Here is a 26,907-nt window from a genome sequence, read left to right as displayed (position 1 = left end):
TCATCCAACAGAAAGGGTCATTAGACTATTAGAATCAGGCGAAATTATTAAAGAATTATGGATAAAAAATGGAAAGTAATAGCTCTTTGGGTGGTTCCAATAACAATTGTTGTTCTAATTACATGGCAAATTCTTGGCTCTGCAACCAACACCCAAGTCAGTCAAACCAATAACTCTAACCCAACAAGAAATGCACCAGTTGCAAAGATCAGCTATGGAAGATTTCTTGATTACGTAAAAGCAGGAAGAGTCACCTCTGTTGACATCTACGAAGGTGGAAGAAATGCAATCGTCGAATCAGTTGATCCTGAAATTGATAACAGAGTTCAAAGATTAAGAGTTGATCTTCCAGGATTAGCGCCTGAATTAGTTTCCTCACTTAAAGAAGAGGGAATAAGTTTTGACATTCATCCACCTAAAACAGCTCCAGCAGGAATAGGAATACTTGGCAATTTACTTTTCCCACTCATTTTAATTGGGGGATTGATTCTTCTTTCAAGAAGATCAAATTCAATGCCAGGTGGACCAGGGCAAGCAATGCAATTTGGTAAAACTAAGGCAAGATTTGCCATGGAAGCAGAAACTGGTGTCAAATTCGATGATGTAGCAGGGGTAAATGAAGCAAAACAAGATTTAGAGGAAGTAGTAACTTTTCTTAAGCAACCAGAAAGGTTTACATCTGTAGGAGCTCAAATTCCAAGAGGTGTTTTGCTAGTAGGACCTCCTGGAACCGGTAAGACGCTTTTAGCTAAGGCAATTGCTGGAGAAGCAGGAGTACCCTTCTTCTCACTTTCAGGTTCGGAATTTGTAGAAATGTTTGTAGGTGTAGGAGCAAGTCGGGTAAGAGATTTGTTCAAAAGAGCTAAAGAAAATAGCCCTTGCTTAATTTTTATAGATGAGATTGATGCAGTGGGAAGACAGAGAGGTGCAGGTATCGGTGGAGGAAATGATGAGAGAGAACAAACACTCAATCAACTTCTCACCGAAATGGATGGATTTGAGGGCAATAGTGGAATTATTATTATTGCAGCAACAAATAGACCAGATGTACTTGACTCAGCTTTGATGAGGCCAGGTAGATTTGATAGACAAGTAACTGTAGATGCTCCAGATATCACAGGGAGATTATCTATTCTTAAAGTTCACTCCAGAAATAAAAAATTAGAAAAGGATTTGACTTTAGAGAGTATCGCCAGAAGAACGCCTGGTTTTACAGGAGCAGACCTTGCAAATTTACTTAACGAAGCAGCCATTCTTACAGCCAGAAGAAGAAAGGATCACATAGGTCTATCAGAAATAGATGATGCAGTTGATCGCATTATCGCAGGGATGGAAGGTCAGCCCTTAGTTGATGGAAGAAGTAAAAGGTTAATTGCCTACCATGAAGTTGGTCATGCCTTAATAGGCTCGCTAGTAAAAGATCATGACCCAGTCCAAAAAGTTACTGTCATCCCTAGGGGACAAGCAAAAGGGTTGACCTGGTTCTCCCCAGATGATGATCAGACTTTAATAAGTCGGGCTCAACTGAAAGCGAGAATCATGGGTGCATTAGGTGGAAGGGCTGCAGAAGATATCATTTTTGGAAGAGAAGAAGTAACGACCGGTGCAGGTGGTGACGTACAGCAGGTAGCGTCTATGGCCCGTCAAATGGTCACTAGATTTGGGATGAGCAGCCTTGGACCAGTCTCTTTGGAGGGAGATAGTCAAGAAGTTTTTGTTGGAAGAAGTCTTATGAATACCTCTGATATATCAGATGAAATTTCAAAGCAAATTGACGAGCAGGTCAGAAAAATAGTTAAACAGTGTTATAAAGAAACACTTGATTTAGTTGCAAAAAATAGATCTGCTATGGATAAATTAGTAGAAATTTTAATTGAGAAGGAAACTATGGATGGAGATGAGTTCTGTAAAATATTATCCGAATACACAGTTGTTCCAGAAAAAGACAGATTTATACCAGTACTACAAGATCCAAAATAAAAATTAAATTGAATTTATTGATCGTTTGTTGAATACATTATCAATGATTCCATATTCGATAGCTTCAGTTGGAGACATATAAAAATCCCTATCTGTATCCTCTCTTATCCTTTCAATAGGTTGACCAGTTCTTTCAGATAGTTCATTGTTTAATTTATCTTTTATAAACAATATTTCATCAGCTTGGATCCTTATATCACTAGCTTGTCCTCTTGCTCCTCCAAGTGGTTGATGAATCATTATTCTTGAATGAAGCAAGCTACTTCTTTTCCCCCTTGCACCTGAACAAAGTAGGAAGGCACCCATACTGGCGGCAAGTCCTACACAAACAGTATGTATATCAGGCTTTACATGCTGCATTGTGTCAAAAATACCAAGTCCGTCATAAACAGATCCACCTGGAGAATTGATATAGAGAAAAATATCTTTATCTGGATCATCAGCCTCTAAGAAAAGGAGCTGGGCAACAATTCTGTTGGCGGAATCACTTGTAACTTGTTCACCCAAAAAAACTATTCTTTCTCTTAAAAGCCTTGAATAAATATCAAAGGCTCTTTCTCCTCTTCCAGATTCTTCAATAACTATTGGAATCATTTAACGATAATAATGGACGGTTTTCATGATCCTAGCCAAGCCGCGGGGTAAGCTAAGGTCTCTTAAGAATTATCTAGGTTTGACATTGAGCGTTAGAGCAACAATTTCAGACAGCAAATCTGATTTCCATAAGGAATTTCCTTATGTCATACCGCCAATTTATAGAAAGCTTGCAGATGAACTGCTAGTAGAACTTCATTTGCTGAGTCATCAGAAAAACTTTAAGAATGACTCAATTTTTGCAATTGGATTAAAAGAAATATTTAATAAATTTACGAATGGTTATAAACCTAGCGAACATGTTAATAAGCTTTTTGACGCAATATGTAATTGCAATGGTTTCAATCCAAACGAGATAAATAGCTGCTCAGAACAATTGGTTAACAACGTAAAATCATTTACAAAAGAAGATCTGAATAAATTTATATCACAACATAATGATAATAAAGGCAATGAATATTACAGTCGCATCAATGCTATCGGTATATATAAATTAGTTAATGAAATGGAATTATTCAAGGATGGAAAAGAAGAAGATATAAATAAGGAAATAATTAATATTTCAAGATTACTTGGTTACCAATATTCAAGGGTTGAAAAAGATATAAGTATGTATAAATCTAATATTGAAAAGATGAAACAAGCTTTAGAAATAATTGCATTAAACCTAACATCCAAATAAGCTAGGAATTATTTCTTTCTTTTTTTATCTTTCCAATCAATAAAGCTAATATATATCACTCCAATTGTGATAAATGAAAGTAGTGAAATAGACAAAAAAGATAGAAAACTATAGAGGTTAAAGTCTATAGGCATCACAATCACTAAATATCGATAGAACCATCACCATTTCTACCCCAAACCACCATAGCAATTGAAAAAGTGAAAATAGCAGCTAAGGAAGCCCAACCTAAAGTGAAGATCATGACTAGAATTATTTTCTTAACTATAACTTATTAAAAAGGTTTAATTTGTGTACTTCCTGAAAAATTAAAAGCAATTAAAAAATTAGACGAAAAGCATCAAAAAATGGGTCGGCTCGTTCAAAATCACAGCACATACATAGACGGCCTAATCAAATGGTTGAAAAAGATTGCAGCAACTGATGAGATTAAGACAGTCACGCCTGCCTCTATGTCAAAGACTAATGGTAAAGGTGAGAATCTTGCTCTAAAAGTTACTGTCAAAACCAAAGAAGGGTATAAGCTGCTAGCAAGAAAAGGGAAACTTGTACAAGAGGTCTTTTTGGTTACAAGCTTGGATGAGAGTAAAATTATAGAAATAATTGAAAAAACTAATCCAAAGCCTTTTCGGAAAAGGAGAGGTTGCTAGATGATGTACGCGGATAGCAGGGGTTTTTATTTTGCTCAGATACAGATTTAGAAAGATCTCTTATGATATCTTCTTTGATCATATTCATTGCTGAATCAATTTCGCATAGGTTATCAGCCATAAAATTACAATAAAATTATTAATCATTAATTTATTTCATAAAATTAAACTAGCTCTATTAATTAATAAAGAAATCGGATTTATATAAAGCAAAAAGAACAGAAAGTAATAGATATTAACAAAAGATTAAAAATCAATATTTTATCGGATTGATCTAAGTCTAATAAATAGAAGGAGCTATGCGCTATTAATTCTAAAGTTCATATTCACTTTTAAATTGATCTAAACTAGTTAAATATAGGAGATGAAGATTAGTAGTTTCATCATTAAAACCAACCTCTCTATACAATTGATCAAGTGACATATAGGCACTCATAACAGGTAAAAATGCAGATTTATATTCTTCTTGTATGTCATCTTCATCTATATCATGAATTATAGCTGTAATCAATTCAATTTGCTTCTTGGCTAATGAAATGTTTTTCTCTAATTCTGGGCTTAGTTTACGTCTTCTTTTTGCCATTGAATACAATTCATCCTTAAAAATAATACACTATTTTTAATAGAAAAATCAATCAAAAGAGCAAGGAAATTTTGAAAGCAGAGGAATAAGAGTAAATACTCATAAAAGGAGTATATGAGTGTTCCATTTTTATAAAAATAGGATATATTTTACTTGGTACAATATTGATGTGATAAAAGCCCAAACATTCTTTTTTAAGGGCTAACAAATCTAACTATCACTATGAAAAGTAATTCTGATAAAAATCAATCAAAACTTCCATGGTGGGTTGAACTGTTATTTGTTCAGATCGGATTACCTGACTCATGGCTTTCTATATTTCTTAAGAAAAGAAAAGATGCAGCGAATTATATTAATGAAAACAAGAGATATATAGCTTATTCGGCTATCTTAATTGCAGGTATATTATACATGTACCCGATAGTAAAGTATACATCATCAACTTCATCATGCATAGATAAAACTACAAAGTATCTAAAATCAAATAATATAAATAGATTGCAGAATAAAATGGATATAAATTCTCTAGCTGTTGGATATTGTAATGGGGGATCCCTACCAGAATAATCACCTATTGTTCTCTTGATTTATCACCATCAATATCATATGTTGGGGGCTTTTCAGGAGGCTTTCCCTCAAGTAAAGGAATCAATTTTGCAATAAACCTGCCCATAACAGGAACCCAAAATTTTGTATATGCCTTTTTAAGTATTTTATCCATTTTATTTGTATTTATAGAAAATAAATTTAAATGATATTATTTACTAATATTCACTAACAATAAGTGATTGTCAAATTTTTTAATAGGAATAAAGAGTTGTTGTAGATCTAATTTTGCTAAGGAATTAATATTAGAAGTAATTATATACTTATAGTTAGTAATTACTTCAAAATCATCTACGACCTTAGAGGAAGGCAAATAATATGACAATAAAGTCTTTGTCTTACTGTCAACATTAAATAAATAAATTGTATTAAAATTAAAAATTGACGATGTAGCATCATCATTTAAGAATAGCTTTGTTTTGTAGTTCGGATTACCTAGTACGCCAAAATTATACAATAAAGATAATGAAATATATTGAGGGATTATAATATTATATAAAAATTTAATTAAATTAAAACCAAAATGATTGAAGTCAAGTAGAAATCTTATTGATGAAAAATAGGATAAAACTATAAATAAACTAAGAAGATAAACAATTAAAGGATTTCCATACGTATATTGAGTTACTAAGTCTTTATAGTTTATAATAGAAAACAAAAGGATAATTGATACTAATAAGATTATAATAACTAATAAATATTTAATAGTAGATCTTGAAAAGGAGTATCTAAATGTATATGATGATATATAGTTAGCAAAAATAATAGATAACGAAGGCAAGAGAACAAGATAATAATGTGGATATGAAGTAGACATGCATAATAATAAAATTAATGATAAAAGGGGATAACAATAAATCAATAGTGGATATTTGACCCTAAAATTTGATCTAGTGAAAACAAAAAGAATAAGTACTAATATTCCTATAGGAAATGTTAAATACAAAAAGTTCAAGGGTACAACAAATAAATTATTGAAAATAGAATCACCTACTGCTTGTTTTCTTGCAAAATCAAAAAGTGCTGTAATGCCAATATTACCAAACTTTTTAGCTGAAAAATAAAGATTAAGACTCGTTGGTATTGAGCCGATAAATATTCCTATACAAAAGAGAATTTTACTAATATATTCTTTTCTATATAAATGAAAAAAAATAAAAGGTGCGAGGCCTATAAGAGGAACAAAGGCCATATAACTTCTAATAAAAAAAGATGTAGAAACAAAAAAGCCTGACAAAAATATATAAAAATTCTGTCTCATATGATCTGGAGAATCTAGAGATTTTAGAAAAAATAAAATAACTAAAAGAATAGATAATACAAAAGGAATATCTGGACTTGCGTATCTTGAGTATTGAATCCACAATGGCATTGAAGAAAGAGAGAATAAAGAAACTAATGCAGACTTTTTAGTTGAAATTTTTAACGCAATCAAGTACGAGCTAATCAAGCAAAGGAAAGAAGAAATAATGCTTGGAAGTCTTAGAGATAGTTCACTATTCCCAAATAATTTTATAGATAAAGCTATAAACCAATAACTCCCTAATGTCTTATGGTGAGGGGAAGAAAATGGGGGGGAAAACCAATTATCAGAGTACTCAATCAATCTTGCTCTTCTAGCGTAAAGTCCCTCGTCATGAGCGACGAGACTTTGAGAGGAAAAATCGATAATAAAATAAAAAGATATAAAAGAAAGAACAAGCAGTAAAGTTACAATAAGTATTTTATTCTTAAAGAAAAAATTTATGCTTCCTAATTTAAACTTCTTATACTTAATAATATTAGATGGGAGAATTTGCATAGCCGGATATGATTAGAAATTCATAAGTTCATTTTTTATGAACTACATTTAAACAAAATTATATCCTTAGTAATTTGATTTGGGAATCAAAATGAGTATGAATTAATAACATCATGTATAATAATAGAAATATTAAGCATATAAAAGATGGCAACCGCTAAGGAAAAGAAGGAAGAAGTAAAAGCATCTCTAAAGATTTTACGAGCTGAATTAAGAAAAATGCATTTAGGAGTGACGGAAGAGCTAACACTCCCAGAGCCAACAGAAGTCAAAAAATTAATGATTCAAATGGAGGAGCTATTGGTAGTAATTGAACCAAAGTCCTCAAGGAAAGCAAAAAAGTAAAAACAATCTAATTTTATAGAGTATAATGATTATAAAAACTTTTTAAAAATAAAGCTAAATGATTAGTTTCTGTTGTTCAAGGCTTATTTAATATTTTAAAAAGAGAGGGGCTTGAAATTAATATTGTAATCGCCAAAGGGTGTTCTGAAATTGTATAAAAAAGAGTCGAAAAAGTAAAAAAGTCGATTAAAATCTTAAGATCAATTCTTAAATCATATATTGATAATATAACTAGAAGAATTTGTAACCAATTACACTTTATATAAATAAGAAATCTATCTAAGTAAATAAAGCCCATATTTAATCAGTCAAGGGCTTTATTGCTAGTTATTGATAACAATGAAGGGGCTAAAGCTATGCTCGACCAAGAACCAGCTATAACTCCTATGAACAAAGCGAATGCGAACCAATACAATGTTGAGCCGCCCCAAATCAATATACATATTAAAGGAAGTAGTGTTGTAAGACTTGTATAAAGCGTTCTTGTTAATGTTGCGCCAACAGCTTTATCAATTTGATATTTAAAACTTAATTGATTCTCTAATAAACTTTTTTCTCTGATCCTATCAAAAACAACAACAGTATTGTTTACTGAATAGCCTGCAATGGTCAACAAAGAAACAGCGAATAAAGAGTCGACCTCTACATTAAAGAAATATCCCAACCATGCAAATACGCCACAGACAATAAGTATGTCATGAAAAAGAGCAAATAAAGCTAAGAATGCGTATCTTCGATCATATCTGAAATTAATATATAAAGCTATTCCAAGAAAAGCAAAGAGAAGAGAAATCAAACTACTTTTAAGTAACTGCTTCCCAAGACTTGGACCAATAATTTCAACTGAAGTATTTTTATTGTCAAATGGGCCAAAAGATTTATTAACCTCTGACACTACAGACTCAGATTGAGCTGCAGATAAAAATGGAAGCCTAATGGATATTAATTGTGAATTATCGAGTAATTTTATTTGTGATCGATTTAAATTTGGAGATGTATTTGAACTGAAATTTTTATCATAGTCTTTTAATGCAATTAATTTATTAGATATGTCGCTTGTATTTAAGGTAATACATTCATCAGCGCAACGTCTCTCTAAAGTTATTTGAGTTCCTCCGGTATAATCTAAACCAAGATTTAAAGGTGCCTTAATAGAAATAGTATTAAGGCAAATTAGCATTCCAATTATTGATATTAAACATAAAGAGAATGAAACAAGCCAAACATTTTTTCTATTTTTATAGAGTTGAACATTAAAATTTGCTTTCATAATTTAATTAGTTGCTATTGACCATTGATAGTTGGTAATGGAATCTGATTAGGATTAATAAAGTTAGAAATTTTTCGAAGGCCCTGATAACTCATTAGGAACTTCAAGATTGCTTTTGTACATGTTAAAGCCGTAAACAAACTCAATACAACGCCAATACCCAAGGTAGCTGCAAAACCTTTTACAAAGCCAGTGCCCAAATAAAACAACGTAATACAGCTTATTAAAGTAGTTAAATGACCATCAATTATTGATGAAAAAGCGTTTTTAAAACTTGCGTCTATTGAACGAATTAAGGTATTTCCATTGCGTAATTCTTCCTTTAATCTCTCAAAAATAAGAACATTAGCGTCAACAGCCATTCCGATACTTAATATAAACCCAGCTATACCTGGAAGAGTAAGGGTCACTGGGAGTAATGCATAAATAGAGAGAGTGAAGAGAGAGTAAAAAGACAATGCCAAGACAGCAACAAATCCAGCTAGTTTATAGATAAAGATCATAAAAATACCTACAAAAACCAATCCTGTGAGAGCAGCAAAAAGACTGAGACGAATATTTTGAGTCCCTAGAGAAGGTCCTATTGTTCTTATCTGAATAATGTCAATAGGTAAAGGCAAAGCTCCTCCCCTTAATTGAACTTCTAAATTTCTAGCATCATCAGCAGTAAAATTTCCGCTTATTGTCGCGGCCCCACCAGTAATACCAGCAGTTTCAAATTGCTTACCAACACTTGCTTCGCTATATGAAATACCATCAATAACAATTCCAAGCAATCGAGGGGTGCCAGCGATAGATTTTGTGAGTTCTGCAAATAATTCACCTCCCTCACTATTAAAGCTTAAAGTTACTTCCCAATTATTAGTATTTTGATCTTGTCGTCTGCCTGCATTTGTCAAATATTGTCCAGTTAATGTTGTTGGTTCAAAAAGACCTGCAATGTCAGTACTTATTTTATTCCTTAAAAGATTAAATTGATCTAGATCTAATATTTGGTCGGATTTAATATTATATTTTTCGAATAATTGATTAATTTCATTATTAATATTGATCTCTTTGATTAATTGAGCTGAATTATTATTCTCTTCTAATAATTTAATAATAGACTCAATGCTATTCCGTTGAGTTTGTAAATCTCTTAATTGCTCCGCTGTACCATTTTTCTGAATTCTGAATTCTAATAGCGCAGTTTCTCCTAATACTTTCGCAGCTCCAGAAGGATCTTGTTCCCCAGGAAGTTCTAATAACAATTGGTTGGTTCCTACAGTTTGCAGTTGTGAATCTGAAACTCCTAATCCATTTACCCTCTTATCAAGAACAGCCTTAACAGCTTCGATTTCGCTGGGGGTGATTTTTGTAATTTCCTTTGTAGGCTGAACCTCTAGAGTTAGTTGACTACCTCCGCGCAGATCCAATCCTAATTGGAAAGGTAAGTTGGTGCATATAAAAATACTTAATACTGCAGAAATGATAACGACAAGAAACCAATAATTCTTTCTGCCCATTATTAATCTACTCCACCATTAACTATAATTTTTTCCGCGGCATCTACTATCTGATGAGGTTGAATAATAGTTAAGTTTTCTAAGTTGCCATTGTAAGGCGTAGGAATATCCTGACTGCTTAAACGAACAGGAGGAGAATCTAAATCATCGAAGCAATGCTCAGTAATCAAAGACATTAACTCAGCTGCAATACCACCTGTTTTCATACATTCTTCAACAATAATTACTCTATGGGTTTTTCTTATAGATTTAGATATAGTTTCCATATCAAAAGGCTTAAGACTTATTAAATCAATCAATTCAACATCAATTCCTTTCCCTTCAAGAATCTCAACTGCTTTTAAGCAGTGGTGACGCATTCTCGAATAAGTCAAAATCGTAATGTCACTTCCCTGCTTTACAAGATCGGCTTGATCTAAGGCACAGACATAATCACCCTCAGGGAGCTCTTCAGTGAGGTTATATAAAAGAACATGCTCAAAGAAAAGTACAGGATTATTATCTCTAATAGCAGCTTTCATAAGACCTTTAGCGTTCGTGGGAGTACTACAAGCCACAATTTTGATACCAGGAACTGCATGAAAATAGGCTTCAAGTCTTTGACTGTGTTCAGCGCCTAATTGCCTTCCAACGCCACCAGGGCCTCTAACAACTGTTGGTATAGTAAAATTTCCCCCGCTCGTATATCTAAGCATTCCCATATTGTTGGATATTTGATTAAACGCAAGTAACAAAAACCCCATATTCATCCCTTCCACAATGGGTCTTAAACCTGTCATGGCTGCTCCAACAGCCATACCAGTAAAACTATTTTCAGCAATTGGTGTATCTAAGACTCTGAATTCTCCATATTTTTCATACAAATCTTTCGTAACTTTATAAGAGCCGCCATATTGTCCAACATCTTCACCCATTACACATACCAAAGGATCTCTGTCCATTTCTTCATCAATTGCTTCACGAAGAGCATTAAATAAAAGAGTCCCTTTCACAGAATTAACAGATCGTCCGGATTACCGGTTTGTTATTCCAAACTATCTCAAACAGTGCCTAATTACCCACCTGCTGCAAAAGTCGATAACAGCAATATGGAAAGCAACATTCCAGGAGAGAGTAATAAAACGAGAAGTCCTAAATCATGAAGAGTCATAGAAAGATCTAAATATGACAATTTAATAGTTAAATGCTAGTCAGTTTTGTCACTGTTGCCTTCTATCAAACTTCGAATAAATACTAAAAACAAACCAAGTCCAATAAAACCAAAGGTAAAAGTTGCAAGAAAACTAATTCCAATAATTAGTGTTTTAAAACCAGCAGCAATACTCTGGGCAATTGGTGAAGAATAATTCGGAGTATGAATCGAAAAATATAAAACTATTTTTTTACTAATAAAAAGGCTTAACAGGCTAAAAGATAAACTGGTAATCGAACCCGAAAGAAAGCTTAAGGGGCCTTTCTTTGCTTCAGAGCTAGGGTTAGCAATAGGACTTTCTGATGAATTAGCTAATTCATCAGATTTATTTTTAAACCCATTACGAGGTAAATTCATTTCTTAATTGAACTCCATTAGACTTCATTGAACATGCCCAAGCGGACAGGCCAGCTCTTTCAAATTCATTGAAATGTTCTTTTAGTACTTTATTTGCTTGGTTATAATTTTCAAACAAGGCAAAACAACTTGGACCAGAACCACTCATAGAAACGAGACGGGAACCAGGTAAACGAGACAATATATTTAAAGACTTTTCAACCTCTGGTGTCATAGGGCGAACGATTTTTTGTAAATCATTTTGTATTTCTTTTCGTTTATCAAAAAGCGACCGATCCGACCAGTCATTAGATCTGATCATGTTTCTCTTAATTTCAAAATCTCTATCATTTTCAAGATAGCTATCACCATACTTTTGTTTATATGATTTATATGCAACTGGGGTAGAAACCTGTATTGAAGGGTCTTTAACCAAAACAAGACCCAACTGAAAGTGTTCAAATTTTAATTTTTCTAAAATTTCACCTCTACCAAAACATATCTGTCTACCACCTGAAATGCAAAAAGGGATGTCTGAGCCTATTTCTTTTGATAAGTCCTCTAATTCCTCAGGCTTAAGATTTAATTTCCAGAGTTTATTTAATCCAACCAATGTTGCAGCTGCATCTGTAGACCCACCTGCCAATCCTGCACCAATTGGAATATTTTTTTCAAGTTCAATATCAACACCTAATTGTGTATTGCCTACTTGATTTTTTAAAAGATTTGCGGCTTTTATTATTAAATTGTTCTCACCATTACTAATCTCGTTATTATTAGATTTAAGAGTAATATGAGGATCTGCACTATTTATCATCTTCAATCGATCACTTAAATTAATACTTTGCATGACCATGGCTAATTCATGAAACCCATCGGTCCTAATACCTAAAACCTCTAAATGTAGATTAATTTTTGCATGCGCTTCTGCAATAAGAAAATAATCATTTGATTTGGAGGAGACCATTTTTAATAACACAAGTTTCTTTTAAAGCTTTTGCCAAGGCAAACCAATTGGAAGGTGAGATTTCCTGTGGTCTTTGATCAAGACTAATCCCTCTGTAGTCGAAAAATTCCTTTATCTGAAAGTTTGAAGTAACAAAACTTCCAATCGTATTTCGTAATTTCTTTCTTCTACCAGCAAAAGCATGTTTCAAAAGTTTCTCTAATAAATTCCCTATCTCATAAAAATCTGGCTCACTTGATACAAAGGGGTTAATCTTTACGACTTTGGAATCCACCTTGGGTGGCGGTTGAAAACATTTAGAAGGCACATCACATACGTCCTGACATTTTGCTAAAAGCTGAATCCGTACACTTAAAGCACTAAAACTACTAGTTCCTGGTAGAGCCAAAAGTCTTTGTGCCACTTCTTTTTGCATAAGTAGAACTAAAGTTTCAAAACTATTTTCAGGTGCTTTTCTTAATTCGCCAATCAATCTTTTTAATAGTGGGCCTGTGATGTTGTAAGGAATATTAGCTACAACTTTGTTAATATTTAATCCATTTTCAGCCTCCAGTGGAGCAGATAGAACATCTCCCTCTCTCAAACTAAATTTACTTTTATGACTAAAACGTTTTTTCAAACCAACGACTAAATCTCTATCTAGCTCAATTGCTTGAATGAATCTTGCTTCGGATTCAATTAATTTTTCTGTTAAAGCACCTTTACCTGGTCCAACTTCTAAGACGCAATCTTCAGAATTCAATTCGGCAGCCTTAACTATTTGATTCAATACACCCTTATCTTTCAACCAATGTTGACCAAAGCGTTTTCTAGGAATATGCCTAAAATCACTCAAAGTTTTATCACCCAAATACAAAATCGCAAGACCACATTAGAAACGATCACATATTTTACTCAAATAAAAATAAATTACTTAAAATATAATAACAAGAAGATCTACAATCAATATACATTTTAAAAAATGACCTTTGATAGCCATAGTCTTGATCGCCTAAAAGAGCTAGGACGAAAACTTCCTAAAGAGATACTAAAACCTCAATCAAATGAATTAAAAAACATCAAAGAAACAAAAAAGCAAAAATTACACCCTGTTGAAACAGAAACCAACCCTGAAAAACTTTTTCGAGAGTTGATGGAAATAAGTCCAGATGGAAACGTACCCCCTCATTTACTAGAAAGACTAAAAAAACTTGAATCAAATAATGTAAAAATTTCTTCCAATTCAGATCCACATATTAATGAAAATTCTAAGAATCTTTCGGCTGAAGATACCCTAAACCTATATACACAATTTCAACAATTTCTACTCGAAGATGATATCGATTAGAAATATCTTTATGCTTAATATTTCACACTATAAAATAATTGCCATAGGAAAAATAAAAAAAAGGTGGATTCAAGAAGGTATAGAAATGTACCTAAAAAGATTACCTGGTTTAGAAATTATAGAAGTAAAAGACAACAACCAAACAAAAGAAGAACATACGATCAAAGAAATTATTAGCAAAAATGAAATTCTTGTAACTCTTAACGAAAATGGTCAATCTTTCACATCAAAGCAGCTAGCAACAAAACTTCTAAATTCTTACAATCAAAAAATTCTTTTTGTTATCGGAGGTGCTTCGGGTCTTTCCCCTTCCCTCAATAATTCCGCCTCTTGGCAATTAAGTCTTTCACCTTTAACTTTCCCCCATGAAATTGCTCGTCTTTTACTAATAGAACAACTCTACCGCGCAAAAACCATTACTCAAGGAGGCCCTTACCACAAAGAATAAACAGAAGAAAGGGACATAATTAGTTCAAATGTACTATACTTTTTGTATTGATCTGGGTCTATGGGTGCAAATCGCTCTTACTCTTCCTCAGAGGAAGGCTTATCGTCACTATTAATTCCATTAGTAAAAGAAACTATTTCTGCAGGTTTCCCCTCTCCTGCGGAAGATTACATAGAGCTCGGCATCGATCTAAATAAATACTTAATCAAGAATCCAATAAGTACGTTCTTTCTACGTGTAAGCGGTAATTCAATGAATAACGCAGGAATTTATAACAACGATTTATTAATAATAGATCGCAGTATAAATCCAAATCCTGGACATATTGTAGTTGCTCTCTTGGATGGAGAATTCACATTAAAAAGACTTATCAAAAAACAAGATAATTATTATCTAAGAGCAGATAAAGAAAATTATCCAGCAATAAACTTATATGAATATATAGATATACAAATATGGGGAGTAGCGATTTATTCGATACATGAACTACAACAATCAAAAGTCTAATTATGTCCAAAGTAATACTTCAAATTGATGGGAATAATTTCTATGCCTCGTGTGAAGAAATGATCGATCCTTCCATAAAAGGAAAGGGATTAGTTGTACTTTCGAATAATGATGGATGCATAATAGCTCGCAATTCAGAGGCGAGAAGAATGGGAATCCCTATGGGACAGCCTTATTTCAAGTTAAAGAATAAACTAAATCAATTAAATATAAATGTGAGAAGTTCAAATTACGAGCTTTACGGTGATATAAGTAATCGATTAATGCAGCTACTAAGAAAAAATTGTGAAGAACTAGAAATCTACTCTATAGATGAAGCATTTGGAACTATAAAACGTCCAAAAGGAAAGTGCTTATATCAATGGGGAAAAGATTTAAGGGCTTTGGTTTATCAAAATATAGGAATACCAATATCTATTGGTATTGGTGAGACAAAAGTTCTATCAAAAATTTCTAATCATCTAGCAAAGAAAATACAAAATAATTCAGGTATATTTGATATAGGTCTTATTGAAAATAAAGATGCTTATCTTGATCTAATTAATGTAGATAAAGTTTGGGGTATCGGCAAAAGAATGTCTAAATGGCTAAAAGAAAGAGGCATAACTAATGCGAGAGAACTTAGAGACATGTCAAGCGGGCAAATCAAAGGAAAGTATGGAGTAGTTGGTCTACGTATTCAAAACGAATTAAAAGGAAACCTCTGCATCCCTATAAAAGAGACCTCATCAGATCGAAAAGAAATCTGCGTAAGCAAGAGTTTTTCATATCCCATTGATAGCTTAGAAGATTTGAGCGAAGCAATAATTAAATACGTTTTAATCGCAAGTGCTAAGTTACGAAAATACAATCAATTATCCTCAGCTATTACGGTCTTTACAAATACAAATACTCATACAAAAGATTTTTTTAGGAGTGAAGCAACAGAAAAAATAAGGGTTCCAACTTCTAACTCAAAGATCATGATTGAAAAAAGTCTAACGCTGACAAATAAAATTTTTAAACCATATAAAAAATTTATAAAAGCTGGTGTAATATTGCATAAACTTCAAAGCAATAAATACAAACAAACACTAATATTTGATGCACAGAATATTAAAGAAGAGTTATATCTACAGAGACTAGATAATGTAATAGATAATATTAATTCAAAAAATGGTATAGATACAATAAATTGGGGATCTTCAATGATGGATAAAGAATGGAAACCCCGTAGAAAAAAACTATCTAGTATAAAAACAACTAATATAGAAAATATTCCAACTATATATGCTAATTAGAAGTCAGTATAATATTTAAAAATGATGCTACATATTACATTTATATGAGTTTCATGCTAAATATAATGAATAATAATCTTAAAACAAAAAGATAATGGAGTTCATAGAATATTTAGATAAAATAGAAGTAGAAATAATAAAGATGGTTGAACAAGCAGGATATAAAACAGCAGAAAATACAAAACTATGTTTAACAAGTGAAAACTATGTAGGCTTCTTGAATAAGAGAAACAAAGAAATCATAATTTGTACAAGTAACGCAAAGAAGAGAGAGGGATATACACTTCTAAGAAAGAAAAATAAGGATAGTTATGAAAGGACGGCCGTACATATAAAGAAAGCTTTAAGGCATGAAGCTGTTCATGTTGCACAAGAGTGCAATGATGGAAACTTATTAAAAATAGATAGAAAGCTCTCAATGAACCAGGCGAAGATAAATGCTTTGAATGGATCTATAAGAATATCCGGAGAGGAAGAGAAAGAAAGACAAGCATATATATTAGAAGACAGGCCAAGATTAATAAAAAATGAATTGACAAAATATTGTCTATAATAATTAAGTAAAATTAATTGTTTCTAAGTAATTGAATAGCGTTTAATTTACTACTAAAGATCAAAACCATTCCTTGCTCCAAATATGAAATACCAATATAAGACTTAACAGCTTGGGATTTCACGAGGGCGGTTCCACATGTTTCAAGAATAAGAACAGGTAAAGTTGAAGTCGAACCCTGCATTCGCTGAAGATCGAGAGATTGTCGTACCGCCAAGTTTGCTTTAATAAATCCAATTTTATTTATAAACTCTGTCCAAAGATCATTAGATATATAACATTCATCCAAATTAAATGGTGAGGTATTTCTCATAAATAAATAAACTATAGAAAATTAGATATGACATCTTTGTTGATCTAAATTTAATATGTGTTTTCTCTCGGCGTAGTAAAGTTGCTGAAAATTTATAGCATCATTATTTAAGTCTTCAAACATGGTAATAACTCTCTGTTCCATATCAGATGAATCACTAGGCTCAGAATTTTCTTGAACAATAAGAGAGGCTATACAGTTTTCAAGAGTTTGTAATCGTTGAGTACTCCATGCATCAATTAGATGTCTACAACGTTTTAAAGATTTTTGTTTTTCAAGAGCCGCGAGAGCTCCACGAATAAAAGACTCGGGGTCACTTAGTGTTGCCAAACGAAATTCATTAGCCTCTAATAAAGGAGTAAGCTTAGGAAGATGTTCATTATCATTGGCTAGAAAGTTATCTAACAAGGTTTTAATTAAATCAACATCAGCTAGTGTATTACTTGAATCATTACAACGATTGATTTTCTCAACAATATCAGGACCAAACTTTTCTTCCTCAATGTTACTAATAGTAGACCATATTACACGATGATGATTAATTGCAAAATCATCTAAGTCCCTTACGCGAAGTTCATAACGAATATAAGATCTATAATTACGACAGTGTATATAAGTAAAAAGTATATCTGCCTCACTTCTTTCTCTAAGACTAATTTCATGAGGTTTATCAATTTTCTTGGAACGTCCATGCCATCTTTGACCACTAATTTGATTACGTAAATCTTCCTCTAGTTGTAGAGCGAATCTAGCTTGACCTCCACTAAGACGTTGAGCAACCTTCTGTAGATAATGGGTTCTTATCGCCGTTTGAGGTAACTTTCCAAGAAGAGTTACCAAGTTGCTAACGGCTTCCTGAAATTGATCAGATTTACTTAAATCTAAATCCATCAAAGATTGATCAATTTGCCAATCCATCCAAAGAGGTGCTTTTGCCGCTAATGCTTCATATTCGGCTGGAGAATTATCCTTAAGAAACTCATCTGGATCTTTACCTGAAGGTAATTGAAGGACTCTTAAATCTAGCTGACCTTGTATGGCAAGGTTTTCGACCTCACTTATAGCTCTATTAGCAGCACGAATTCCAGCATTATCAGAGTCAAAATTTAAAAGTATCTTTTTACTATCGGTAGCACGAGAGAGAAGCGTAATTTGATTGCGACTTAAAGCTGTTCCTAAAGAGGCGACAACATTTGTAATACCAGAATCATGAAGTGCCATCACATCAAAATATCCTTCTACTACAACTGCATAATCTTTTTTTCTAATAGATAAAGTTGATTTATCGAAACCAAAAAGATTTTTGCCCTTTTCAAAGATTTCAGTCTCAGGTGAATTTAAATACTTAGGATCTGAGCCATCAAGACTTCGTCCGCCGAAACCAATAACTCTTTTTTGCCTATCGTGAATAGGGACAATAATACGATTACGAAATCTGTCATAGAAACCATTACCACCCTTTCGAGGAACAATTAATCCAGCTGATTCAAGGATTTCAACACTGATTTTTTCTATATCTACAAAATATTTGAGTAATGAGTCCCAATTATCTGGTGCAAATCCAAGCTCAAAATTTATTAGCGTACCATCACTTAAATGACGTTTATTCTTAAGGTAATTCAGTGCATTTTCTCCACATGGAGAATTTAATTGATTTCTAAACCAACCAGTAGCAATCTTTAAAACACGATAAAGGGTATCTCTACGTGAAAGCTGTTGCTTTAGTCTTTCTTGTTGAGGCCCTTCAACAGTGTCAATTGGTACTTGATATTTTTTTGCCAACTCAAGAACAACATCGCTAAAACTTTGTCTCTGAAACTCCATTAAAAATTTAATGGCATTTCCACCTGCCCCACATGAAAAACAATAATAAAATTGCTTGCCAGGAATTACTGACATTGATGGTTTACTATCATCATGGAAAGGACATATTCCAACGTATTCCTTACCTTTTTTCTTTAGGACGACGTGTTCACCAACCACATCAACGATATCTACACGCTCTTTGACAGACTCAATTGTCCTAGGATGTAGTCGAGCAGAAGCCATATGATAATTTTAATTGATATTTAAATATTTAGTTAAGAGATTTAGAAATTGAGAGGAAAACAACTTACAGATGAAATTAATTTAGATAAAAATTTAAAAGGGATCAAATTTTTAATAGGAAGTGGTTTGTCATTTAGCCTTATGAGTGTTTGTGTTAAGGCTATTGGAGAGAAGATACCTGTTTCAGAACTTGTTTTTGCTAGGGCTACAATAAGCATAATAATAACAAGATTCTTCTTATATAAAAACAAAATCAACCCCTGGGGATATCAGAAAAGATTATTAATTATAAGGGGTTTACTTGGAACAGTGGCACTATTTTGTATCTTCAAAGCCCTAACAATACTACCCATAGCTACAGCAACAGTAATACAATACATTTACCCAACTTTTACAGTGATATGTGCATACATAATATTAAAGGAATTAATATTTAGGAGAATAGTATATTCAATCATTATTGGATGGATAGGAATTCTTTTAGTTAGTCAACCAGAATTAACTACAAACAATGACATACAAGAGATAATATTAGCAATTATCATTGCAATATTGGGCGCACTGATGACATCATTAGCATATATATGTGTAAGAAAACTTTCTTCAACAGAACATCCTCTTGTTATTATTTACTACTTTCCTTTGGTGTCTATTCCCTTATCTATTCCTTTTATTATTAATGATTTTGTATTACCAATAGGAACAGATTGGTTATGGATAATAGGTATTGGTATATTTACACAGATTGGTCAACTCTGCATAACAGAGGGGTTAAGACTACTGCCAGCCGGCCAGGCAACTTCACTAAATTATTCACAGGTTATCTTTGCAAGTATATGGGGAGTGTTGATATTCGGAGAAACAATAACAAGTTCAATTTACTTAGGTGGTTTTTGCGTACTTATTTCCACTATTATTAGTATAAGTGCATCCAAAACGTCACAAGCAAAAATATGAATTTTAAATCTTTGATTTTTTCTGTAGTTCTTATTTGCACTGGTTCAACATCCATTCTTGCAGATCAGTATCAGCGAGGTTACTCATCAAGTAGAACTTGTACGAGAAACGAATATCGAGAAGAATATATTCCAGGGACAAGAAATGATCCTGGATATGTAAAAAAATGGGAGGAAACGGTCGAAGTACCTTGCCCAGGTTATGGGTCAACAAACAAAAACAATGAATTTGATAACAATGATTGCTCTGAAGGCAAAATTGCAGGTGGTATTTTAGGTGCTGGATTCGCCACGGCAATATCTAGAGGAAAAGATCGTTGGTGGGCAATTCCTGCTGGTCTCGTAGGAGGGTCAATGGTTGGATGTCAGATTGATGGTGGTTGAGTATATTTTAATTCTGAGAAATATAATCAAAATAGATAATGATTAGCTGGTTAAAAGGTGACATTATTCATACCTGGAAAATATCCTCCAAACAAGTAGTTGTTCTAAATGTTGGAGGTGTTGGTTATGAAATACAAGTAAAACCAACACAAATAGTTAAAGCAGAAGATTACAACAAGATTGAGTTATGGATTCACCAAATAGATCGCGAAGATGGCACAAGCTTGTATGGTTTCATAGATATTAATCAAAGAGATTTATTTCGGGAAATAATTGCTGTAAATGGAATAGGTCCACAAATCGGCATGGCATTGCTAGAAGACTTTGAGGTAACTCAACTAGTTAATGCAATAGAAAATAACGAATCTAATTTATTAATAAAAACACAAGGGATAGGTAAACGTATCGCAGATAGATTAATAGTTGAGCTAAGAAACAAACTTCATAGATTTACCGATAATAATGAAACAAGTCATGACGATAAAAAAGACATAGAGCCTAATCAATATTCTAAATATATTGATGAAATATATTTAATTCTAAATTCACTTGGCTATATAGATAGTGAAATTAAAGATCCAATTAAAATAATAACAACCAACGAAAAAGAAAATTCCTTATTATTGAATTACTTATCTGCAGAAGAAAAAGAAGAGCTAATGGATAAACATCTCAAAGAGATTCTTATGAAATTGAGTGAAAAGAGTACTTGATGGAAGGCTAGGGATTAAATTAGACTTGATGAAAAAGAAAAGTCAAACAAATGTCACTTGGCACAGAAGAGAAACAAAAGCTAATCAACACACATCAAGTACATCCAACTGATACTGGTTCAGTAGAAGTTCAAGTTGCGATGCTTACCACAAGGATCTCAAAATTAAGCAAACATCTTCAAGGCAACATCCATGATTTCTCCTCAAGACAAGGATTGCTAAAAATGATTGGACAGCGCAAAAGACTTTTAGGTTATGTACGAACTAAAAGTGAAAAAAGATATACAGAGCTCATTGAAAAATTAGCAATTAGAGGATAATGACTGGTATTAGATTGCTACAAGCTAATGAAAGGTTCAAAAAAGAACAAAAAAGAGCAACCTAAAGATGTAAAAATAGGATTCTCCAGCAATGACTCGGCTCCAAAAATAGTTTCAAAGAAATCATCCCAAAGTATTCGCAATAAGTCAGGAATACCCAGCTATGTTGCAAATAGAATGGCTAGAAGAATAGCTTTTACGACAGGTATTCCAACCCTAAGTGGTATGGGAGTATTTATTGGGAGTTATTTTTTAATAAGCAAAGGAATTGCCGAAATATCTCCAACACTCACCCTTGTCAGTTCAGCGCTTTGTTTCCTTGTTGGCCTATTAGGATTAAGTTATGGAATACTCTCCGCGAGTTGGGATTTTAATCCAGGAAGTTTTCTTGGTTTTGAAAACATAAAGCCAAACATCAATAGAATGAAAGATGCTTTCAAAACAAGCCAAAATGATATTTCTAGTTAAAAATAAAATTTAAATTACAAGACTTTTACTTGATCTTGCAATGAAGGAATTCTTAGACAGTGAATCCAAAGCCAAGTCAGTGTCCTTTACGCAAAATTGATCGCCCAACCGTACATACCTAGTATTATTGTTGTCCTTTAGACAGGCTACTACTGGGATTCGTACACCTAATTCATTTCTGGCAGGTCTATTTTTAGAAAGGCATTCTCTTAATTTATGCTGAATATTGATATCTGCAGCTTGATCAGGACGAAGATCAATTAAGAGAAATCTTAAATCATCAATTTCACGGCAGTCATCAATAAGCAATTGAACACTTTCATCTCTCCTATCTACGCTGCCCCATATCAATAACCTCGTCTCAACCATCAAATGATCAGATAATCTTTCATAACTTTTTGGAAAGACAACCGCCTCACAAGAACCAGTTAAATCCTCTAGTTGAATGATCGCCATCCTGTCTCCTTTTCTAGTTGTAACTTCTCTCATCTCTGGAATCATTGCAATAACACTGACCTTTGACTTATCCTTTTGCTCTTCTAAAGAACCAAGGCTGATCGGTGCAATCAATTTTGCAGGTTCTGAAAGTTGCTTCAAAGGGTGATCAGATAGATAGAAGCCAACATGCTCTTTTTCTAATTTAAGTTTGTCTGAAGGAAAGTAATCGTTGACTTGTTTCGCCTTTGGCGCTGATGAATAATCATCAGTCTGTGAAGATTCAGAATTTGTGGAAGTAGAAAAATCGAAAAGATTACCTTGGCCGCTAGCTTTATCTTTTGCTCTAGAGGAAGCCCATTCAATAGTTAAATCCAAATCAGCAATAAGCTGAGCGCGATTTGCATTTTCATGAAGACAATCAAGGGCTCCACTATGTATCAAGGCCTCAAGTCCTCTTCGATTGACGGCACTAAGTGAAATACGATCACAGAATTGAGCTAAAGAAGTAAATTCGCCATCTTTATCTCTAGAGGTAATAATTTTTCTAATTGCACCATCACCTAAATTTTTCACCGCTGAAAAACCAAAGAGAATTGAATTATTTTTTGGAGTAAAATCAACACCTGAGGTATTGATATTTGGAGGCATTACGTTTATGCCCATTGAATTACAATTAGATATGTATCTTTGAACCTTGTCAGTCGAGCCAGCATTAACTGTGAGCAATGCCGCCATATAAGCTACAGGATAATGTGCTTTTAAATAAGCAGTCTGATAAGTAACCGCGCCATAAGCAGTTGAATGACTTTTGTTAAAGCAATATTCAGCAAACAAAACCATTTGATCAAATAACTGTTCGGCGATGACATCTGTGACGCCATTTTTAACAGCTCCATCAACAAAGATCGTTCTATGGCGCTGCATTTCGGATACTTTTTTCTTACCCATTGCCCTTCTCAATAAATCAGCTTGTCCAAGCGAATATCCGGCTAAATCCTGTGCGATCTTCATGATCTGCTCTTGATAAACCATGATTCCATAAGTCTCACTTAAAATGGGTTCAAGTGACTGATGTTGAAAATCAATACTCTCCTTTCCATGTTTTCTATTTATAAATTTAGGAATCAATCCTGCATCAAGAGGACCTGGGCGATAAAGAGCAAGAATTGAAGAAATATCCTCAAGAGATGAGGGCTTTAGATCTTTTACTATTTGTCTCATTCCACTAGATTCAAGTTGGAAAATACCTTCTAAATCACCCCTAGAAAGTAGTTCGAATGTTTTTTCATCTGTAAAAGGCAAAGAATCAGGATCTAATCTCTTACCAATTGACTTCTCAACTAAATTAATTGTCTTTTCGATCATTGTAAGATTTCTAAGTCCTAAAAAGTCCATCTTCAAAAGACCAAGTGATTCAATATCCTCCATAAAATATTGAGTAATTATTTGTCCATCATTGTTTCTTTGAAGAGGAACTAAATTATCAAGTGAATTAGCTGATATAACTACACCTGCAGCATGAACACCAAAAGTCTTATTTGTCCCTTCTATCCTCATTGCCATATCAACCCATTTCTTTACTTTTGAATCATTATTGTATTTTTCAAGGAATTCTTTATTTGGCGATTCTTTTGAAATCATCGCTGACAATTTAGCAGGCTTACCCCTTACTACTGGAATTAATTTCGCTAAGCGGTCTGCATCTCCATAGGGAATATCAAGTACTCGAGCAACATCTTTCAAAACAGCCTTAGATGTCATTCTGTTAAATGTAATTATCTGTGCAACTTTATCTTCACCATACTTTTTAGTTACATAATCTATAACTTCGCCTCGCCTTTCAATACAAAAATCAGTGTCAATATCAGGCATTGACTTTCTCTCAGGATTGAGAAATCGTTCAAATAACAAACCATTTTCTACTGGGTCAATATTAGTTATATGAAGAGAAAAAGCGACTAAAGAGCCAGCTGCTGATCCTCTACCTGGGCCTACAGGAATATTTTGCTCTCTTGCAAATCTTATATAATCCCATACGACAAGAAAATATGTAGGAAACCCCATTTGTTCTATTACTTTTAACTCATAATCAAGTCTTTCTTTGTATGCGATTGGCAAATTTTCAAATTTAGCAATATCTAAAATTTCTTTTAATCCTTTGATAGTTATCTCTTTAAGATATTCGATTGGTTGATAACCATCAGGTATAGGAAAATCTGGCATCTTATAAGTCCCTAATATCGAATATTCTTCAACTTTGTTTGATAGCTTAACTGTATTTTCTATTGCACTATTTATGACATGCTTGTCTAAATGATCAGTAAATAAACTTCTCATTTCCTCCTCAGATTTAATATATTCAGTCCCTGTATATCTTAATCTTTTGTGATCACTTATTAATTTTCCAGTTAAAACACAAATCAATGCATCATGTGCTTCAATATCATTCTTTGATACATAATGTGCATCATTGGTAGCAATGATATCTATATCAAGTTCTTCGGATATTTTGACTATTTCACTATTAACAATTCTATCCTCAATTGATCCATGGTCTTGAATTTCAAGATAAAAATCATCACCCAAAATTTCCTTATACCAAGCTGCTACATCTCTAGCAACGTCATTTCTTCCTTTTAAAATCGCTTGTGGAATTTCACCACCTAAGCAAGCTGTTGAACAAATCAATCCCTCGCTATATTTTTTGAATAAAGACTTATCAATGCATGGTCTTGAAAATATCCCTCTTCCCCTAACACCATTTAAATGACTAAGCGTAGTCAGCTTTACGAGATTTTCATACCCAATTTGGTTTTTCGCTACGACAACAAGATGATATCTTTTTTCTTTTTTGGGCTGAGGGTCATCAATTGAACCATTGATAACGTACATCTCATTCCCAATAATTGGCTTTATATTCGCGGCCTTACATAACTTCAATAATTCAATCGCTCCGTACATTACTCCATGATCAGTCAGAGCTAGAGCTGGCATCCCCAATTCCTTTGCCCTTTGAACCATTAAAGGTAGTTGACTGGCTCCATCAAGAAGGCTGTAGTCACTATGGTTATGGATAGGAACAAAAGCCATTAATATCGACGGAGCTACACTGCATATAGTGTAGCGATAATTATATTCTCCACATGAAGTGGTTCAAACTTTATAACGTGAAATCTGTTTTTGGCCTATTTTTATAAACCTCAGCAGCTTTCTCAAATTGATTAGCTACTTGAAGAAGCTTCCCTTCTTCAAAAACATTTCCTATTAGCTGTAAGCCTATTGGCAAACCGATTTTATCAAAACCACATGGCAGGCTGATTGCAGGCAATCCAGCTAAATTTGCTGGAATCGTTAATAAATCCGATAGATACATCGCCATTGGATTATCAATATTATCCCCAGAACCGAAAGCAGTAGTAGGTGCTGTTGGAGCTAATAAAACATCAACTTTTTTAAAAGCATCTTCAAAGTCTCTACGTATCAAAGTTCGAACTTGCTGGGCCTTCTTGTAGTAAGCATCTACATAACCAGCGGATAGGGCATAGGTTCCTATAAGAATTCTTCGTTTAACTTCACTTCCAAAACCAAGTGCTCGACTTTTAGAGGTCATTTCTATAAGAGATTGTTCATCTTCAGAGCGGAATCCATATTTGACACCGTCGTATCTAGCTAAATTCGCTGAAGCTTCAGATGGGGCAATAACGTAATAGGTAGCAATTCCATCATTAAAACGAGGACAGGAAACATTAACAATTTCTGCACCTAAGTTTTCTAGAAGCGAGGCAGAGCCAAGAACAGATTCTTTAACATCAGTAGCTAAACCTTCATGATCAAAGCAGTTATCAATTAAACCTATTTTCATGCCCTTAATTGACTTAGAGAGGGTTTCTAAATAATTGGGAACAGGAATATCAACAGTAGTTGAATCAAACTCATCTTTGCCTGATATAACTTGCATGATTTCAGCTGCATCAGAAACATTATTCGCAAATGGGCCAACCTGATCTAATGAACTAGCAAAGGCTATTAGCCCCCATCGACTTACCCGACCATAAGTTGGCTTCATGCCAACAACGCCACAAAAAGAAGCAGGTTGTCGGATTGACCCACCTGTATCAGAGCCCAGAGATCCATAACATAATCCGGCAGCAACTGAAGCTGCACTACCACCAGAGCTGCCCCCTGGGACTTTTGTTATGTTCCATGGATTCAAAGTAGGACCAAATGCAGAGGTTTCTGTAGAGCTCCCCATCGCAAATTCATCCATATTTGTCTTGCCAATCATTATTGCTCCTGCTTTCAAAAGCTTATTGGTTACAGTTGACTCGTATGGGGGGACAAAGTTGTCTAAAATCTTGCTTGCACAAGTTGTCTTAATTCCTTTTGTACAAAGATTGTCTTTGATAGCTAATGGTATTCCTGACAAAGTCGGAAGACTTTGGCCAGAGGCGATTTGCTTATCTATATGTTCAGCATTTCTTAGTGCCTGATCAGCATTAACACTTAAAAAGGCATTCAGAGTTGGATCTAATTGCTTTATGCGATTTATCTTTTCTTGAACAAGCTCTTTAGAAGAGACTTCACCACTTTTCAATTTCTGGCGCAAGTCTGCAAAAGTCATTAATAAATTATAAAAAAAT

Annotated in this window: 30 protein-coding genes; 15 read left to right on the top strand and 15 right to left on the bottom strand. The window is 33.5% G+C overall.

Annotation, left to right across the window (positions count from 1 at the left end):
- The first annotated feature begins 57 nt into the window (after positions 1-57).
- Positions 58-1,980: an ATP-dependent zinc metalloprotease FtsH gene (ftsH, locus tag SIB53_RS08495; RefSeq protein WP_413677797.1), complete on the top strand. Its 1,923-nt coding sequence runs from the start codon at positions 58-60 to the stop codon at positions 1,978-1,980.
- A gap of 3 nt (positions 1,981-1,983) precedes the next feature.
- On the opposite strand, the gene clpP is transcribed toward ftsH, so the two are convergent.
- Complete coding sequence (gene clpP, locus SIB53_RS08490; RefSeq protein WP_413677796.1) at positions 1,984-2,574, bottom strand: ATP-dependent Clp endopeptidase proteolytic subunit ClpP; 591 nt, start codon at positions 2,572-2,574, stop codon at positions 1,984-1,986.
- A gap of 85 nt (positions 2,575-2,659) precedes the next feature.
- Between clpP and psb29 the strand changes: the two genes are divergently transcribed.
- The gene (gene psb29 / locus SIB53_RS08485) at positions 2,660-3,256 is read left to right on the top strand and encodes a photosystem II biogenesis protein Psp29 (RefSeq protein ID WP_413679146.1); all 597 of its coding nucleotides are present in this window, start codon (positions 2,660-2,662) and stop codon (positions 3,254-3,256) included.
- 142 nt (positions 3,257-3,398) lie between these two features.
- On the opposite strand, the gene petN is transcribed toward psb29, so the two are convergent.
- Positions 3,399-3,500, bottom strand: coding sequence for a cytochrome b6-f complex subunit PetN (petN, locus tag SIB53_RS08480; RefSeq protein ID WP_071841048.1), 102 nt, complete (start codon positions 3,498-3,500; stop codon positions 3,399-3,401).
- Positions 3,501-3,603: 103 nt separating this feature from the next.
- Here petN and SIB53_RS08475 point away from each other — a divergent pair, with 103 nt between their 5' ends.
- The gene (locus SIB53_RS08475) at positions 3,604-3,906 is read left to right on the top strand and encodes a DUF2103 domain-containing protein (RefSeq protein WP_413677795.1); all 303 of its coding nucleotides are present in this window, start codon (positions 3,604-3,606) and stop codon (positions 3,904-3,906) included.
- Between the two features lie 313 nt (positions 3,907-4,219).
- Here the strand turns inward: SIB53_RS08475 and SIB53_RS08470 are convergent, their stop codons facing one another.
- Positions 4,220-4,489, bottom strand: coding sequence for a hypothetical protein (locus tag SIB53_RS08470; protein ID WP_413677794.1), 270 nt, complete (start codon positions 4,487-4,489; stop codon positions 4,220-4,222).
- A 222-nt stretch (positions 4,490-4,711) separates the two neighbouring features.
- On the opposite strand from SIB53_RS08470, the gene SIB53_RS08465 reads away from it, so the two are divergent.
- Positions 4,712-5,056, top strand: a complete 345-nt coding sequence (locus tag SIB53_RS08465) for a hypothetical protein (RefSeq protein WP_413677793.1) — start codon at positions 4,712-4,714, stop codon at positions 5,054-5,056.
- Between the two features lie 4 nt (positions 5,057-5,060).
- Here the strand turns inward: SIB53_RS08465 and SIB53_RS08460 are convergent, their stop codons facing one another.
- Together SIB53_RS08460 and SIB53_RS08455 are read right to left on the bottom strand one after the other, a co-directional pair.
- A complete protein-coding gene (locus SIB53_RS08460; protein WP_413677792.1) occupies positions 5,061-5,210 on the bottom strand; it encodes a hypothetical protein in 150 nt (49 codons plus the stop codon).
- Positions 5,211-5,246: 36 nt separating this feature from the next.
- On the bottom strand, positions 5,247-6,896 hold the full coding sequence (locus tag SIB53_RS08455; RefSeq protein ID WP_413677791.1) for an ArnT family glycosyltransferase: 1,650 nt from the start codon (positions 6,894-6,896) through the stop codon (positions 5,247-5,249).
- Positions 6,897-7,043: 147 nt separating this feature from the next.
- Between SIB53_RS08455 and SIB53_RS08450 the strand changes: the two genes are divergently transcribed.
- A complete protein-coding gene (locus SIB53_RS08450) occupies positions 7,044-7,241 on the top strand; it encodes a hypothetical protein (protein ID WP_413677790.1) in 198 nt (65 codons plus the stop codon).
- A 304-nt stretch (positions 7,242-7,545) separates the two neighbouring features.
- On the opposite strand, the gene secF is transcribed toward SIB53_RS08450, so the two are convergent.
- From secF to rsmA, 6 genes are all read right to left on the bottom strand, one after another.
- Positions 7,546-8,511 carry a protein translocase subunit SecF gene (secF, locus tag SIB53_RS08445; protein WP_413677789.1) on the bottom strand — a complete coding sequence of 322 codons (966 nt, stop codon included), beginning with the start codon at positions 8,509-8,511 and terminating at the stop codon, positions 7,546-7,548.
- Between the two features lie 14 nt (positions 8,512-8,525).
- Entirely contained in the window at positions 8,526-10,016 is a 1,491-nt protein-coding gene (gene secD, locus SIB53_RS08440) for a protein translocase subunit SecD (protein WP_413677788.1), read from the bottom strand.
- 2 nt (positions 10,017-10,018) lie between these two features.
- A complete protein-coding gene (locus SIB53_RS08435; RefSeq protein ID WP_413677787.1) occupies positions 10,019-11,008 on the bottom strand; it encodes a pyruvate dehydrogenase complex E1 component subunit beta in 990 nt (329 codons plus the stop codon).
- Positions 11,009-11,202: 194 nt separating this feature from the next.
- Complete coding sequence (locus tag SIB53_RS08430; protein ID WP_413677786.1) at positions 11,203-11,565, bottom strand: DUF3082 domain-containing protein; 363 nt, start codon at positions 11,563-11,565, stop codon at positions 11,203-11,205.
- Positions 11,549-12,511, bottom strand: coding sequence for a 4-(cytidine 5'-diphospho)-2-C-methyl-D-erythritol kinase (ispE, locus tag SIB53_RS08425; protein WP_413677785.1), 963 nt, complete (start codon positions 12,509-12,511; stop codon positions 11,549-11,551). Before ispE ends, SIB53_RS08430 begins: the two co-directional genes overlap by 17 nt.
- Positions 12,489-13,361, bottom strand: a complete 873-nt coding sequence (gene rsmA, locus SIB53_RS08420) for a 16S rRNA (adenine(1518)-N(6)/adenine(1519)-N(6))-dimethyltransferase RsmA (RefSeq protein ID WP_413677784.1) — start codon at positions 13,359-13,361, stop codon at positions 12,489-12,491. The genes ispE and rsmA overlap by 23 nt, the downstream gene beginning before the upstream one ends.
- 111 nt (positions 13,362-13,472) lie before the next feature.
- Between rsmA and SIB53_RS08415 the strand changes: the two genes are divergently transcribed.
- The 5 genes from SIB53_RS08415 to SIB53_RS08395 all read left to right on the top strand — a co-directional run bounded on the left by SIB53_RS08415 (position 13,473) and on the right by SIB53_RS08395 (position 16,626).
- Complete coding sequence (locus SIB53_RS08415; RefSeq protein ID WP_413677783.1) at positions 13,473-13,838, top strand: hypothetical protein; 366 nt, start codon at positions 13,473-13,475, stop codon at positions 13,836-13,838.
- A 10-nt stretch (positions 13,839-13,848) separates the two neighbouring features.
- Positions 13,849-14,286: a 23S rRNA (pseudouridine(1915)-N(3))-methyltransferase RlmH gene (locus SIB53_RS08410; RefSeq protein ID WP_413677782.1), complete on the top strand. Its 438-nt coding sequence runs from the start codon at positions 13,849-13,851 to the stop codon at positions 14,284-14,286.
- 60 nt (positions 14,287-14,346) lie between these two features.
- Positions 14,347-14,793 carry a LexA family protein gene (locus SIB53_RS08405; protein ID WP_413677781.1) on the top strand — a complete coding sequence of 149 codons (447 nt, stop codon included), beginning with the start codon at positions 14,347-14,349 and terminating at the stop codon, positions 14,791-14,793.
- Between the two features lie 2 nt (positions 14,794-14,795).
- Positions 14,796-16,073 carry a Y-family DNA polymerase gene (locus SIB53_RS08400; RefSeq protein ID WP_413677780.1) on the top strand — a complete coding sequence of 426 codons (1,278 nt, stop codon included), beginning with the start codon at positions 14,796-14,798 and terminating at the stop codon, positions 16,071-16,073.
- Between the two features lie 94 nt (positions 16,074-16,167).
- Positions 16,168-16,626 (top strand): serine hydroxymethyltransferase, encoded by a 459-nt coding sequence (locus SIB53_RS08395; protein WP_413677779.1) that lies wholly within the window; start codon positions 16,168-16,170, stop codon positions 16,624-16,626.
- A gap of 13 nt (positions 16,627-16,639) precedes the next feature.
- Here the strand turns inward: SIB53_RS08395 and SIB53_RS08390 are convergent, their stop codons facing one another.
- On the bottom strand, positions 16,640-16,939 hold the full coding sequence (locus tag SIB53_RS08390) for a hypothetical protein (RefSeq protein WP_413677778.1): 300 nt from the start codon (positions 16,937-16,939) through the stop codon (positions 16,640-16,642).
- A 21-nt stretch (positions 16,940-16,960) separates the two neighbouring features.
- A complete protein-coding gene (dnaG, locus tag SIB53_RS08385) occupies positions 16,961-18,988 on the bottom strand; it encodes a DNA primase (protein WP_413677777.1) in 2,028 nt (675 codons plus the stop codon).
- A gap of 48 nt (positions 18,989-19,036) precedes the next feature.
- On the opposite strand from dnaG, the gene SIB53_RS08380 reads away from it, so the two are divergent.
- Genes SIB53_RS08380 through SIB53_RS08360 form a run of 5 tightly spaced genes read left to right on the top strand, consistent with a single transcriptional unit; the run spans position 19,037 to position 21,829 of the window.
- Positions 19,037-19,945 (top strand): DMT family transporter, encoded by a 909-nt coding sequence (locus tag SIB53_RS08380; RefSeq protein WP_413677776.1) that lies wholly within the window; start codon positions 19,037-19,039, stop codon positions 19,943-19,945.
- The gene (locus SIB53_RS08375) at positions 19,942-20,328 is read left to right on the top strand and encodes a cAMP phosphodiesterase (RefSeq protein WP_413677775.1); all 387 of its coding nucleotides are present in this window, start codon (positions 19,942-19,944) and stop codon (positions 20,326-20,328) included. Before SIB53_RS08380 ends, SIB53_RS08375 begins: the two co-directional genes overlap by 4 nt.
- Before the next feature lie 38 nt (positions 20,329-20,366).
- Positions 20,367-21,041: a Holliday junction branch migration protein RuvA gene (gene ruvA, locus SIB53_RS08370; RefSeq protein WP_413677774.1), complete on the top strand. Its 675-nt coding sequence runs from the start codon at positions 20,367-20,369 to the stop codon at positions 21,039-21,041.
- 50 nt (positions 21,042-21,091) lie between these two features.
- Positions 21,092-21,361 (top strand): 30S ribosomal protein S15, encoded by a 270-nt coding sequence (rpsO, locus tag SIB53_RS08365; protein WP_269610248.1) that lies wholly within the window; start codon positions 21,092-21,094, stop codon positions 21,359-21,361.
- Between the two features lie 27 nt (positions 21,362-21,388).
- Positions 21,389-21,829 (top strand): photosystem II biosynthesis protein, encoded by a 441-nt coding sequence (locus SIB53_RS08360; RefSeq protein ID WP_413677773.1) that lies wholly within the window; start codon positions 21,389-21,391, stop codon positions 21,827-21,829.
- 9 nt (positions 21,830-21,838) lie between these two features.
- On the opposite strand, the gene SIB53_RS08355 is transcribed toward SIB53_RS08360, so the two are convergent.
- Positions 21,839-25,357 carry a DNA polymerase III subunit alpha gene (locus tag SIB53_RS08355; protein WP_413677772.1) on the bottom strand — a complete coding sequence of 1,173 codons (3,519 nt, stop codon included), beginning with the start codon at positions 25,355-25,357 and terminating at the stop codon, positions 21,839-21,841.
- A 70-nt stretch (positions 25,358-25,427) separates the two neighbouring features.
- Positions 25,428-26,888, bottom strand: coding sequence for an Asp-tRNA(Asn)/Glu-tRNA(Gln) amidotransferase subunit GatA (gatA, locus tag SIB53_RS08350; RefSeq protein WP_413677771.1), 1,461 nt, complete (start codon positions 26,886-26,888; stop codon positions 25,428-25,430).
- Positions 26,889-26,907 lie beyond the last annotated feature (19 nt).

It is taken from the genome of Prochlorococcus sp. MIT 0916 (assembly GCF_047305155.1).
Lineage (GTDB): Bacteria > Cyanobacteriota > Cyanobacteriia > PCC-6307 > Cyanobiaceae > Prochlorococcus_B.
Note: the sequence above shows the minus strand (reverse complement) of the source record. Positions and strands in the feature narration are given on the sequence as shown.